General features: G+C 48.7%; 7 protein-coding genes. 4 read left to right on the top strand and 3 right to left on the bottom strand.

The window, feature by feature from the left end:
- Window positions 1–33 precede the first annotated feature (33 nt).
- The 4 genes from FY206_RS15355 to hhe all read left to right on the top strand — a co-directional run bounded on the left by FY206_RS15355 (window position 34) and on the right by hhe (window position 10,635).
- Window positions 34–1,202 (top strand): IS3-like element ISEc52 family transposase gene (locus FY206_RS15355; protein WP_120783684.1). Its coding sequence is split into 2 segments (ribosomal slippage): window positions 34–283 and window positions 283–1,202, totalling 1,170 coding nucleotides; the frame shifts between segments, so codons are not numbered across the junction.
- Window positions 1,203–1,226: 24 nt separating this feature from the next.
- The gene (locus tag FY206_RS15350) at window positions 1,227–2,678 is read left to right on the top strand and encodes a DUF262 domain-containing protein (protein WP_080316470.1); all 1,452 of its coding nucleotides are present in this window, start codon (window positions 1,227–1,229) and stop codon (window positions 2,676–2,678) included.
- Entirely contained in the window at window positions 2,671–4,713 is a 2,043-nt protein-coding gene (locus FY206_RS15345; RefSeq protein ID WP_047653977.1) for a DUF262 domain-containing protein, read from the top strand. Before FY206_RS15350 ends, FY206_RS15345 begins: the two co-directional genes overlap by 8 nt.
- A gap of 186 nt (window positions 4,714–4,899) precedes the next feature.
- Window positions 4,900–10,635: a DUF4011 domain-containing anti-phage protein Hhe gene (gene hhe / locus FY206_RS15340; protein WP_077064541.1), complete on the top strand. Its 5,736-nt coding sequence runs from the start codon at window positions 4,900–4,902 to the stop codon at window positions 10,633–10,635.
- 220 nt (window positions 10,636–10,855) lie between these two features.
- On the opposite strand, the gene FY206_RS15335 is transcribed toward hhe, so the two are convergent.
- The 3 genes from FY206_RS15335 to FY206_RS15320 form a co-directional block, all read right to left on the bottom strand.
- A protein-coding gene (locus tag FY206_RS15335) for an IS3 family transposase (protein ID WP_207708323.1) occupies window positions 10,856–11,991 on the bottom strand; the annotation gives its coding sequence in 2 pieces (ribosomal slippage) (window positions 10,856–11,745 and window positions 11,745–11,991; 1,137 coding nt in all).
- 464 nt (window positions 11,992–12,455) lie between these two features.
- Window positions 12,456–13,466 carry a tyrosine-type recombinase/integrase gene (locus tag FY206_RS15325; RefSeq protein ID WP_077064543.1) on the bottom strand — a complete coding sequence of 337 codons (1,011 nt, stop codon included), beginning with the start codon at window positions 13,464–13,466 and terminating at the stop codon, window positions 12,456–12,458.
- Complete coding sequence (locus tag FY206_RS15320) at window positions 13,466–13,693, bottom strand: DUF4224 domain-containing protein (protein ID WP_016063584.1); 228 nt, start codon at window positions 13,691–13,693, stop codon at window positions 13,466–13,468. The genes FY206_RS15325 and FY206_RS15320 overlap by 1 nt, the downstream gene beginning before the upstream one ends.
- Window positions 13,694–13,834 lie beyond the last annotated feature (141 nt).

Here is a 13,834-nt window from a genome sequence, read left to right as displayed (position 1 = left end):
ATATGCTCACCTCAGAACAACACAGGTGTCATAATGAAAAAAAGAAATTTCAGCGCAGAGTTTAAACGCGAATCCGCTCAACTGGTCGTTGACCAGAACTACACCGTGGCAAATGCAGCCAGCGCTATGGATGTCGGCCTTTCCACAATGACGCGATGGGTGAAACAATTACGTGATGAACGGCAGGGCAAAACACCAAAAGCCTCCCCCATTACCCCGGAACAAATTGAAATCCGTGAGCTCAGGAAAAAGCTACAACGTATTGAAATGGAAAATGAAATATTAAAAAAGGCTACCGCGCTCTTGATGTCAGACTCCCTGAACAGTTCTCGATAATCGGGAAACTCAGGGCGCGTTATCCTGTGGCCACTCTCTGCCATGTGTTCGGGGTTCATCGCAGCAGCTGCAAATACTGGAAAAACCGTCCTGAAAAGCCAGACGGCAGACGGGCTGTATTACGCAGTCAGGTACTTGAACTTCATGGCATCAGCCACGGCTCTGCCGGAGCAAGAAGCATCGCCACAATGGCAACCCAGAGAGACTACCAGATGGGGCGCTGGCTTGCTGGCAGACTCATGAAAGAGCTGGGGCTGGTCAGTTGCCAGCAGCCGACTCACCGGTATAAGCGTGGCGGTCATGAGCACGTTGCTATCCCGAATCATCTTGAGCGACAGTTCGCCGTAACGGAACCAAATCAGGTGTGGTGCGGTGATGTGACCTATATCTGGACGGGTAAGCGCTGGGCGTACCTCGCCGTTGTTCTCGACCTGTTCGCAAGAAAACCAGTGGGCTGGGCCATGTCGTTCTCGCCGGACAGCAGGCTCACCATGAAAGCACTGGAAATGGCATGGGAAACCCGTGGTAAGCCCGTCGGGGTGATGTTCCACAGCGATCAAGGTAGCCATTATACGAGCAGGCAGTTCCGGCAGTTACTGTGGCGATACCGGATCAGGCAGAGTATGAGTCGGCGTGGAAACTGCTGGGATAACAGCCCAATGGAGCGCTTCTTCAGGAGTCTGAAGAACGAATGGGTGCCGGCGACGGGCTATGTAAGCTTCAGCGATGCAGCTCACGCAATAACGGACTATATCGTTGGATATTACAGCGCACTAAGACCGCACGAATATAATGGTGGGTTACCGCCAAACGAATCAGAAAACCGATACTGGAAAAACTCTAACGCGGTGGCCAGTTTTTGTTGACCACTTCATACCGCAGGAGGCATGATGGAGAGCATTAATAATCAAGTGCAGTCGGTACGCCAGTTGCTGGCCATTCCCCAACTGGCCATCCCAAGCTATCAGCGACCTTACCGCTGGGGCTCCAAGAATATCTCGAATCTCTTTACCGATTTGGCAACCCATCAGGACAAGAGCGCCTACCGGCTGGGCTCGGTGGTGTTTCATCAGCACACCGATAGTGAGCAGGGCGAGATGCTTGATATCGTCGATGGTCAGCAACGCACCCTGACCCTGATGTTGACCGTCAAGGCGCTGATCGAGGTGCTGGATAACGAAAATCGCAGTGGCAAAGAGAAGAGTATCCGGTTTCAACGTCAGGATCTGCGTGAGCAATTGCAGGTCTTGCGTGGACCTATCGATGCGTTTATGCAGCGCCAGCGCTTCCCCAGCCGGGATTCGGAGTTCAACCTCAGACGCAACTATCTGGAGTTGCGTCGGCTGGTGGCCCGCCCTGAGTTTGACGAGCAGCAAATTGACTTTCTGCTCAACCGCTGTCAGGTGGTCTGCTTTGTACTGCAGGATATCTCGGAGGCGTTCCAGTTCTTCGATTCGCAAAATGCCCGGGGGCGCGATCTGGCTCCTCACGATCTGCTCAAGGCATTTCACCTGCGCGAGTTTGCCGGTCATGAGGCCAATCTCAAGGCCGAGGCGGTCGCCCATTGGGAGCGCCTGCCAAGCGACGAGCTGGCCAATATGTTCGCCCTCTATCTCTATCGGGTACGCCAGTGGGCCGAGGGCAAGTCGGCCCGCTACTTTGGCAAGGGGGAGGTGGATCTCTTCAAGGGGGTCAACCTAGATCGGGTAGGGCATTATCCTTACGTGGAGTCGCTGCGCATCGCCCACCACTTTGTCGATGAGTACAACAGCCAGTACCAGCGCAAGATTGACGGCCAGTACATGACGTTTCCCTTTCATCTCGACCAGATGATCATCAATGGTCGGCGCTTTTTCGAGATGGCCGAGTACTACCAGACGCGGGTGGCCGCCATCGTGGCCGAGGAGTCTGATTCCGGCAAGGCGCAATCTGCCACCCTGCTCGGCGAAACGCTGACACCGATGGCCAGCAAGGTGCTATCGACCCTGGGCAGCTACGAGCGTCGCCACCGCACCGGGGATCGTTATGTGCGGGCCATGTTCGACTGCGCCCTGATCTTCTATATCGACAAGTTCGGCAGCCAAGGGCTGTCACTGGCCATCGAGAAGTGCTTTATCTGGGCCTATCGCTGCCGCATCCGCCAGCAGGTAGTGCAGTTGGCAACCATGGATAACTATGTGCTGGAGCACAATCTGATCCGTGCCATTCGTGATGCTCGTCTGCCGGGAGATCTGCACGGCTTCCCTTTGCCTAGCATGAGCAGTCGAGAGAACAAGAACAATCGCAATGGTGCCGAAGATGAGCTGGTCGGGCTGTTTCGGGAGATGAAATATTATGAATGATGCAGGCGTTCGCCCCTTTTCCATTCGTGCACTGCTTGAAGATCGCGCCCGCTATCTGGTGCCCATGTACCAGCGCAACTATGCCTGGGGTGAGGGAGAGATCACCCAGCTGCTGCAGGATGTGCTGGATTATCATCAAAAATTGGTCAGTGGTAAGGGGCCGCAAACCTACTATATCGGCACCCTGGTGGTGTTTGCCCGGGACGATGGCAGTTTCGAGGTAATCGATGGCCAGCAGCGCTTTACTACCCTCTCTCTGCTGGCCAATTGGCTCAAACATCACGCGATAGATTCGGTGGATATGAGCTGGTATCAGACCATCAACCTCGCTTTTGAGAGTCGCCCGATATCGAGCCATACCTTCGAGCGCTTATGGCAGGGTGTTGCCCCCTACGATTTGCGGGGGAGTACCTTCAATGAAGGTTTGGTGAACGGTTTTGAGCTGATTGGCAAGGCAATGGCGGATCTTGGTTTGGTAGGGGCTAAACTGACGGCCTTTTGCGACTACCTCTTCAAGCATGTGCAGATCTCTCGTATCGAAGTACCCAAGGATACCGATCTCAATCACTTCTTCGAGGCGATGAACAATCGCGGCGAGCAGTTGGAAAAGCATGAAGTGATCAAGGCGCGGCTGATGGAGACGCTGAACCAGATACCCGAGGAAGAGCATCGTCGCCAAAGTATTCATATACTGACCCGGGTATGGGATGCCTGCGCCAATATGGAGCGCTATATCCAGTACGGCTTTACCCCGCAAGAGCGCCACCGTCTGTTTGGTGAGAGCGACTGGGGTCAGTTTGTGCCCCGTGATTTTGCCCATCTGCTTGATCTGCTAGGATCCCCAAACACGGCCGACGCTGCCGATAAAAGCCGTGCAGCTGCCGGTAGCCAAGGGCGCACCTTGTTGGCCATTTTGCAGGATGACAAGCTTGATGGTGAGCAGACGGTGGAGGAGGAGAGCGCAGGCTCCGAGCGCTTTAACAGCGTCATCAACTTCTCCAACTTCTTGCTCCATGTGCTGCGACTCGTGAGCCGCGACCCGGGTGATACGGAGGGGGTGCCGCTTGATGATAAACAACTGGTCGATCAGTTTGAGCTGCGAGTGATAAGGCAACCGGATCCAGTAGCGGCAGTTCAGCGTTTTATCTATGGCCTGTTAAAGAGCAAGTATCTGTTTGATCAGTTCATCATCAAGCGCGAGTTTGCCGATGGCAAGGATAGTTGGAGTCTGAAGCGGCTGCACTGGTATTCGGAAAAGAGCGTCAGTTACATCAATACCTTTGACAAGGATGAAAATGAGAATGGTTTCTCTGGTGTTAACCGGCGGGTCCTGATGTTGCTGTCGGCGTTTCATGTGTCGACCCCGACCCTGGTTTACAAACATTGGCTGAATGGTGCACTGAGATATCTGTTCGACAATTGTCACCCTGATCAACCGGTGGATGCCGGGGCTTATCTGTCCTATCTGGAGAGTCAGGCTCGCCGCTTTGTCTTCCAGCGCTTTTTGGCGCCTGGTGAAGGGGCTTCCTATTACCAGATGCTCTACCTTGATAACGCCCTGTTGCCCGCCATCAATGTGGATGAGAGTTGGCACAAGGTGATTACATCCAAACTTCGCTTCGGTCATATCGAGAACAACTTTGTCTTCAACTTCCTCGACTATCTGCTGTGGGTACGAGATCGGAATAGTGACAAAGTTGCTGGCCCCTTTGAGTTCACTTTCCGCAGCTCGGTGGAGCACTTCTCACCCCAGCATCCGATGGATGGCTATAAACCGGTTGAGCAGAGTGCACTCCATTCGTTTGGCAACCTTTGCCTTATCAGCCACAGCAAGAACTCGCGCTTGAGTAACTTCCAGCCGCAACAGAAGCAGGAGCACTTTGAAGCAAGCCTTGCCAATAACCAGACTGATAGTCTTAAATTGCTTGCTATGATTCGGCTGATGAAAGATAAAGGTCGTTGGCTGGAAGATGAGATAGCTGTGCATCAACAAGATATGTTGCAGGTCTTACTATCCAATCAAATTCAGCAATAACGGATTGAATCTGTTTATGAAATTTGGCTGCTATCAACTAATGGGCGTTAAGTTGATTGTATGATCTGATTGATAAAGAAGGGGAGACTAAAAATCTCCTCTTCTTTGCAGCAGTTTACTGCGGTCTTTTTGTGATGCATCAGCATAAAACGTTTTACTTGTGGACCCTAAGAAATGGAGAACATTATGTCGACTGTAGATACCTCTACAGCAGAGGAACTCAATCAAGGAGGCTCAGATTTTATTCTGACTTCCCTCGAGGCTATGCGTAAGAAGTTATTGGACCTTACGTCTCGAAATCGACTTTTGAATTTCCCTATCACTCAAAAAGGGTCTTCACTACGTATTGTTGATGAATTATCAGAACAGCTTTATGAAACCCTTTGCTCGGAAATCCCGATGGAATTTGCTCCTGTGCCCGATCCAACTAGAGCGCAGCTGTTAGAGCATGGCTATCTCAAAGTTGGGCCAGATGGTAAAGATATACAGTTAAGAGCTCATCCTAGCGCTAAGGATTGGGCGCACGTCTTAGGAATCCGTACAGATTTTGATTTACCAAATAGCCATAAAACGGTTGTTTCTGATTCAGATAGAGAGTTGCTGGAAAAAGCCCATCAGTTTATCTTGCAATATGCCCAAGGCCAGAATGGAAAATTAACAGGGATTCGTTCTGAATACGTTAATCAAGGTATAGCTTTGTCAGCGTTGAAGGAGGCGTGCTGCTTAGCAGGCTATGAAGGGCTTGAGGATTTTGAACGACAGGCAAAGGCTGGGAATGAGATTAGTATATCTTCTTCCAATCCCTCTCATGACGATAATCGGATACAGGCTCTGCTTTATCCAAATGAACTGGAAGCTTGTTTGCGCGCCATCTATGGTAAGGCTCAAACTGCTTTGGAGGAGAGTGGCGCCAACATCTTGTATTTGGCGTTAGGGTTCCTTGAGTGGTATGAAAGCGATTCCTCTGAAAAGGCACGTTATGCACCGTTATTTACAATTCCGGTGAGATGTGAACGAGGAAAATTAGATCCGAAGGATGGTCTTTACAAGTTTCAACTTTATTACACGGGTGAAGATATTTTGCCCAATCTCTCTTTGAAGGAAAAACTTCAGGCTGACTTTGGACTCGCTCTTCCTTTGTTCAATGAAGAGGAAACTCCAGAGTCTTATTTTGCTTCGGTGAAGAAGGTTGTAGAGCAGCACAAACCTAAATGGTCTGTGAAACGTTATGGTGCACTTAGCTTGCTCAATTTTGGCAAGATGATGATGTATCTTGACCTCGATCCTGCCCGCTGGCCTTGTGACAAGCGCAATATATTGTCTCATGAAGTAATTCGTCGCTTTTTCACCAGTCAGAGCTGTGGTCAAGAGAATTCCGGCTTACCTGGTGGCTTCGGTCAGCATGAGTACTGCATCGATAGTTACCCTGATATTCATGACAAGGTTCCACTAATCGATGATGCGGATAGCTCGCAGCACAGTGCGTTGATCGATGCTATCCGTGGTCAAAACTTAGTCATTGAGGGCCCTCCTGGTAGTGGCAAATCACAAACGATCACCAACTTGATTGCAGCAGCTCTGCTCAACGGTAAGAAAGTCCTGTTTGTGGCAGAGAAGATGGCTGCACTGGAGGTCGTCAAACGTCGCTTGGATCGTGCGGGGCTAGGTCAATTTTGCTTAGAGTTGCACAGTCATAAAACTCATAAGCGCAAGGTGCTGGATGATATTAATGCTCGCTTGGTGAGTCAGGCGACCATGCCTACTATGGAAGAGATTGATGCTCAGATTTTGCGTTATGAAGATCTTAAGCAGCAGCTCAATGAATATGCCGCATTGATCAATAACCAATGGGCGCAAACAGGCAAAACGATCCATCAGATTTTGAGTGGTGCAACCCGTTATCGTCACAAATTAGATATTGATGCAACAGCACTTCATATCGAAAACCTTTCCGGGAAGCAGTTGGATAAAGTGACCCAATTACGGCTGCGTGACCAAATAGTAGAGTTTAGCCGCATCTACAAAGAGGTTCGTGAGCAGGTGGGGGCTAATGCAGAAATATATGAGCACCCTTGGAGCGGTGTGAATAACACACAAATTCAATTGTTTGACAGCGCTCGTATAGTCGATTTGCTACAAACTTGGCAGACATCAATTATCGACTTTCAACATAGCTATCAAGAATATGTAGATAAGTGGGCGTTAGAAGGCGAAAGCCTTAATACGCTTCAATATATTGAGCAATTGGTAGAAGATCAGTCGAATCTTCCAGTGTTGTGTGGTTCAGAGCATTTCCCAGCACTTAGTGAGCTAGATTCACCCGATGCCATTGCACGGGTGCGTCACTATTTAGATAGGTTCGAGTTGCTACAAGGTCATTATGTGGCCTTGAGCCAGGTTATCGAGCCTCAAAAGCTACGACTTTTAGAACAAGGACAATCGTGTGACTTTCCTCGTGAAGAGCTGGAAAAATATGGTGCAGCAGAGGATTTCACTTTACGTGATTTGGTCAGGTGGCTTGAATCCATCCAATCAATTCATGATGAGTTATCATCTATTTATGCGCAATTAAACGATTTCAAAAATGCTTTGCCAGATGGTATTGCTTCGTATATCGATGATTCGCAAGCTGGATTGCTATTCTGCTCTGAGTTGTTGTCGATTCTGGGTGCTTTACCGACTGAGCTTATTAGAGTTCGAGATCCTCTTTTTGATGATGATGATATCGATGCAGTATTGCGCGACTTAATGTGTCAAATCGAAACATTGCGTCCTTTAAGAGATGGTCTATCTACTTTGTATCAATTGGACCAGTTGCCTTCCCAAGAGATGCTCGCGCATGCCGTTGCTGTTATCCAGCAAGGGGGATTATTTGCATGGTTTAAGAGTGATTGGCGTAGTGCCAAGGCACTGCTCATGGCGCAATCTCGTAAGCCTGACACTAAGTTTGCTGAGTTAAAACGCTGCTCAGCTGATTTGCTCAAGTATTCGGAGCTGTTACAACGGTTTGAACAAAGTGACTTTGGTAATCAACTTGGTAATGCATTCCGAGGGTTGGACACCGACTGTGAACAACTCATGTTATTGCGTGATTGGTACAAGAAGGTCCGAGCTTGTTACGGGATAGGTTTTGGAAAGCGAGTTGCGATAGGCTCTGGATTATTTAACCTAGATGGTGAGATTATCAAAGGTGTGCATTTAATCGAGAAATCGCAGATTAGCTCAAGATTAATGACTTTGGTTAAACGGGTCGAGCACGAGGCTAAGTTATTACCGCGTATTTCTAGCTTGTTGGAAGAACATGCATCTTGGTTAGGTGAGCAAGGTGTATTGATGCAATCTTACCGACAGGTGCGGAATACTCTCATTGCCTTGCAGGGATGGTTTATCAATCCAGATATATCATTAGAGCAGATGACTCATTCCTCCGAGATTTTGCAAAACATAAACGATCTTCAGATATCCCTTGAAAATGACTCGTTACAGTTAGGGGCGTTTTTACAATTAACCCCATTGGCTTGCGGTGCGTATAAAAATAATCAACTGACGTTAGACACTATTAACGACACGCTGAATTTTGCCGAGCAACTGGTTGATAAGATAAATTGCGTATCCTTGGCTACCCAGATCAGACATTTGGCTAGTGGTAGTGATTACGATTTACTATGTCGTGATGGTGGGGAAATAGTTTCGAAATGGAATGAACAGATTAAAAATGCTGAGTTATATGCGCTAGAAACAAAGTTAGAGCGGAGTCAGTGGCTCAAGTCGACTGATGGTTCTCTTAATACATTAATCGAGCGCAACGAAAGAGCAATACAGCAACCCCGTTGGTTGAACGGGTGGGTTAACTTTATTCGTTGTTACGAGCAGATGCATGAAAATGGATTGCAGCGAATCTGGAGTGCTGTACTTGCGGGCTCGCTCCCGATTGAAAAAGTTGAATTGGGTTTAGCATTAGCAATTCATGACCAGCTGGCGCGGGAGGTTATTCACATCCACCCTGAATTGATGAGAGTTTCCGGCTCACAGCGCAATGCTTTGCAGAAGTCATTTAAAGATTACGACAAAAAACTGATTGAATTACAACGTCAGCGGATTGCAGCAAAAATTGCTTGCCGAAATATACCAGAAGGGAATTCTGGTGGTAAGAAAAGTGAATATACAGAACTAGCTTTGATCAAAAATGAGTTGGGTAAAAAAACCAGACATATTCCAATTAGGCAATTGGTTAACCGTGCATGTAATGCGCTGGTTGCAATTAAACCTTGTTTCATGATGGGGCCAATGTCAGCAGCTCATTACCTAGAACCTGGACGAATGGAATTTGATCTGGTGGTGATGGACGAAGCGTCTCAGGTGAAGCCAGAGGATGCATTGGGTGTCATCGCGAGGGGCAAGCAACTAGTGGTCGTTGGTGACCCGAAACAGCTACCACCAACCAGTTTCTTTGATCGAAGTGCCGACGGAGAAGATGACGATGATGCCGCGGCTTTAAGTGATACTGACAGCATTTTGGATGCTGCTTTGCCACTGTTTCCTATGAGACGTTTGCGTTGGCACTATCGTTCACGACATGAAAAGTTGATTGCATACTCTAACCGCCATTTTTATAACAGTGATTTGGTGATATTCCCTTCCCCAAATGCTGAGTCTCCAGAGTATGGGATTAAATTTACCTATGTGTCAAAAGGTCGGTTCTCCAATCAACACAATATTGAAGAAGCCCAAGCAGTTGCTGAGGCCGTACTTCATCATGCGCAACACCGGCCGGGTGAGTCACTCGGGGTAGTGGCCATGAGTTCCAAGCAACGCGATCAAATTGAGCGCGCTATCGATGAATTGCGCCGAAATCGCCCTGAATTTAACGATGCAATCGATGGCTTATATGCCATGGAAGAGCCACTTTTTGTGAAAAACCTTGAGAACGTTCAAGGGGATGAGCGTGATGTAATCTTTATTTCCTTTACCTATGGACCTTCTGAGCATGGTGGAAAGGTTTATCAACGCTTTGGACCTATCAATTCCGATGTTGGCTGGCGTCGCTTGAATGTGCTTTTCACTCGATCAAAAAAACGGATGCATGTGTTTAGTTCAATGCGTTCTGAAGATGTATTGACGAGTGAAACCAGTAAACTTGGTGTTATTTCGTTGAAAGGTTTTTTACAGTTTGCCGAAAGTGGCAAACTAGATTCCCTCACAACGCATACCGGCAGGGCTCCAGATAGTGACTTTGAGGTTGCTGTAATGGAAGCACTCAATCACGCTGGGTTTGAGTGTGAACCTCAGGTAGGGGTTGCAGGATTCTTTATTGATCTAGCTGTGAAAGATCCAGGTTGTCCTGGCCGTTACTTAATGGGCATAGAGTGTGATGGTGCGGCTTATCACTCAGCTAAATCTGCTCGTGATCGTGACCGTTTGCGTCAAGAGGTTCTGGAGCGTTTGGGTTGGAGAATTAGCCGCATTTGGTCCACTGATTGGTTCAGTAATCCTGATGAGGTTCTATCTCCGATTATCCGTAAACTCCATGAGCTTAAAACATTGGCTCCAGACGTTGTTGTACCTTCCTATGAATATGTAGAAACGATTGAGTCAAGCGCTGAAGTGGCGTCTGACTCAATTGATTCTCTTATGCCCAATTTGGGGCTTAAGGAGCAACTTAAGTATTTTGCCACACATGTCATTGAGGTTGAGCTTCCTAATGTTGATGCTGATCGTCGTTTGTTGCGGCCCGCAATGCTTGAGGCTTTGCTGGAACATCAGCCTTTATCACGTTCCGAGTTTGTTGAACGAATACCTCATTATCTGCGGCAAGCAACAGATGTATACGAAGCGCAACGCTTTCTTGACCGAGTCTTGGCATTAATTGATGGCGCAGAGGCTGAAGCGAATGATGCAGCGTTTGAGTCTGAATTGGCATAATTAGTTAAAGGTAATAAGAACAGTGACAACTGTCGGACAACGTGAACGCGCAACTCAACAGCGCGTAGCCAGGTTTTTTATTGAGGAATTGGGCTATCGTTATCTAGGCGATTGGCACACGCGTCCTAACAACCGTAATGTTGAGCCTGATTTGCTCAGTCATTGGTTGATTGACCGTGGTGTTGTGGACTGACCCCACGCCCGTAGACAAATTCTGTCCTCACGACGAGGCCTGTTCGAAGGCCTCCGGACTGACGCCGCCGAGGTGACTGTGGCGCCGGGCCCGGTTGTAGAACACTTCAATGTAATCGAAGATATCCGCCCGGGCTAGATCCCGGGTTTTGTATATTCTCTTCCTGATGCGCTCTTTTTTCAGTGAACTGAAGAACGATTCGGCCACCGCATTATCCCAGCAGTTGCCACGCCGGCTCATGCTCGGGACCAGGTTATTAGCCCGGCAGAAGCGCTGCCAGTCGTCACTGCCGTACTGGCTTCCCTGGTCTGAGTGCACGATGACCTCGCCGTCGGGTTTACGTCGCCAGACCGCCATCATCAGTGCATCCAGCGCCAGTTCGCGTGAGAGAGTGGGCTTCATCGACCAGCCCACCACGTTACGGGCGAAGAGATCGATAACCACCGCCAGATACAGCCAGCCCTGCCAGGTGCGGATATAAGTAATGTCGGTGACCCAGACCTGATTGGCCCGGACAACAGTAAACTGCCGCTGCACGCGATTAGGGGCAACCACTGAAGGTCTGCCAGCGATACGACGCGGCGCTTTATAGCCGCGCACGGCTTTAATCCGGTTCAGTTGCATAATACGGCCCACCCGGTTTTTACCGCAGGTTTCCCCGATTTCGTTCAGGTCGCCATGAACCCGCCGGTAACCGTATACGCCTCCGCTCAGTGAATAGGAGTCACGGATAAGCGTCAGCAGACGCTGATTATCTTTATCACGTGCCGAGACCGGGTTATGCAGCCACGCGTAGAACCCGGCCCGGGCGACATCCAGTACCCGACACATTGTCATCACACCCCATACAGTGCGGTGCTCATTGATAAAGCGGTACTTCAGTCGGGCTCCCTTCCAAAGTACCGCGCGGCCTTTTTCAGGATATCCCGTTCTTCTTCGGTACGTTTTAGCTGCGCCCGTAGTTTCAGGATCTCGCTTTTGGCTTCCAGTAAATCCCGGGCATGCTGCTCGCTGTTATCCGGTTTGATAGCCCGTAGCCACTTGTAGAGGCTGTGGGCAGAAACGCCCAGACGGTCAGATACTTCGGCAACGGAATAACCGCGTTCCGTTATCTGTCGGACGGCTTCTTCCTTAAATTCAGGTGTAAATCGTGGTGTGCCCATATGCTCCCCCTATACTCAAACTATAGGGCAGGATCGTCTACCGGGGTGGGGTCAGTCCATTACTAACTGACAGTTGTACCGAATACTGGGGGCAGGTCAAGCGCTTTAGCTTGTGTGGCAACAACCTCCTTTACAGGACCAGGTAGACGATTACCCTGTGCTGTTTCTGTGCTCAACGCAATCTACGGCTATCCATTTTCTGCCAGTGGTTGCAAAGACGACCATTCAACGTCAGCAAAGTTTCGCAATGCACTGCTATGTAACTCATTGATCCTACGTAGAATTTAAAATCCCTCGGCGTTCGCGCTGTGTGGGTTCAAGTCCCACTCCGGCTACCATGGGAAAACTAGAATAAAATCAATGATAAGCAGTGTCGTATAAACCACCGAAAGGTGGTTTTTTATTGCATGTTTTTCGCCATTCGCCATTGTTTCGCCATTCGACTTCGCCACAGAAAGAGGGCATTACTGCCCCCCAACCACCGGCACTACAGATATTTTGCGGTTATATCTTGCAGTCTGAGAAGCATTTTTATGGCCTGATATTTCCTGTTTCTCATGCAGCGTTCCTTCCAGATCAGATATCCCTTTAGCTTTCAGATCATGGAACGTGAAGTTAAATTCGAGTTCAGGAAATTTTTCAGCGGCTAATTTTTTCGCCTTCATCCACTGAGCATTAAAGGCATCACGCGTATAACGAGAGCCAGACTGCTGGTGGATCACGTAAAGACTCACCATTCCACTATTTAAAGGTAGAGAATCAGCCAGCTTGACCGCATTTGACAGGCGTACTGTCCACGCCTTGATTTGACTCACTGCTGTCTTGCTTTGCTGAATCAGAATGCCTTCATCAAGTATCTGACTCTTTTTAAGATCCAGAATGTCTCCCTGGCGCGCGCAGCATAAATAAGCCAACTCCATAGCAATTTTCACCGGGACCGACGAAACACTTAATAGTGCATCATATTCCTTATCCGTCACGTATCTTGTGCGGGCCTGCTCTTTAAACTGCTTCACACCCTGGCATGGATTCATCTTCACTTTGCCACGCTCATATGCCCACCTGAATACCCTCGACATAAACGCTTTTTCTCGGTTCGCCTGAACTCTGCTCTTTATCCCCCTCTTATCCATATACTTTCTGATATGCTCCGGCTTGATGTTTTCTGGTTTCATTTTGCCGAAAACGACATTTACCTTTGAACCATATTTCCGGTAATCCTTTCTGGTTTCTGTTGCCAGCTCATGGAAGTCACCAGAGTTAAAAAACTCTTCGCATAGAGCATGGAAGTTGGAACCAACCTTTATATCGTTGATGAAGTTTTCATAGGATGCCCAGACCTGAGACTTTGTGAGATCGAGGTTGCACAATCTCACAGTTCTCCCGTCTGGCGTTCTGAACTCATAAGCAGATTTGCCGCGACGCACGCGGGGCGGCATCCAGTTGTCTTCTGGGTTTTTGCGGATTCTGGGCATTACATGTCCTTAAAGTTTGGTTCTTCTTCCTCTGGATTGTTCACTACCAGCTTCAGTCCAGCAGGATTAGTTACATGATCCCATGTAGTTCCCGGCCTGCCGTCTTTTCGTGGTACAAAAAATACACCGCTTTCTTTCAGCGCTCTGCACTGAAGGGAGGGGCGGCGATAACCAGTAAGCTGATACAGGTCATCAGGGGTAAGAAAACGTTGGCTTTGTCCGCTCATCGTAAAGCTCTCCACTTAACCGGCTGCACCCGGCTATCTCTTATAGAAAATGCAAGATGAGCAACCGCCACGGAGCCCATCATTGCAGGTACGACATCTTTTTGTTTCAGTGTGATAAAGCTGGTGGACCATCTCCTTCGG

Origin of the sequence: Enterobacter chengduensis (genome assembly GCF_001984825.2) — a bacterium.
In the GTDB taxonomy this organism is placed as follows: domain Bacteria; phylum Pseudomonadota; class Gammaproteobacteria; order Enterobacterales; family Enterobacteriaceae; genus Enterobacter; species Enterobacter chengduensis.
The sequence above is the reverse complement of the archived record's forward strand: the minus strand, read 5'-3'. Positions and strand labels throughout refer to the sequence as shown.

Bases quoted from the DNA above. Each gene is read 5' to 3' on its own strand.
- FY206_RS15320 (WP_016063584.1), bottom strand. From the start codon at position 13,693: ATGAGCGGACAAAGCCAACGTTTTCTTACCCCTGATGACCTGTATCAG.
- FY206_RS15345 (WP_047653977.1), top strand. From the start codon at position 2,671: ATGAATGATGCAGGCGTTCGCCCCTTTTCCATTCGTGCACTGCTTGAA.
- FY206_RS15325 (WP_077064543.1), bottom strand. From the start codon at position 13,466: ATGCCCAGAATCCGCAAAAACCCAGAAGACAACTGGATGCCGCCCCGC.
- FY206_RS15350 (WP_080316470.1), top strand. From the start codon at position 1,227: ATGGAGAGCATTAATAATCAAGTGCAGTCGGTACGCCAGTTGCTGGCC.
- hhe (WP_077064541.1), top strand. From the start codon at position 4,900: ATGTCGACTGTAGATACCTCTACAGCAGAGGAACTCAATCAAGGAGGC.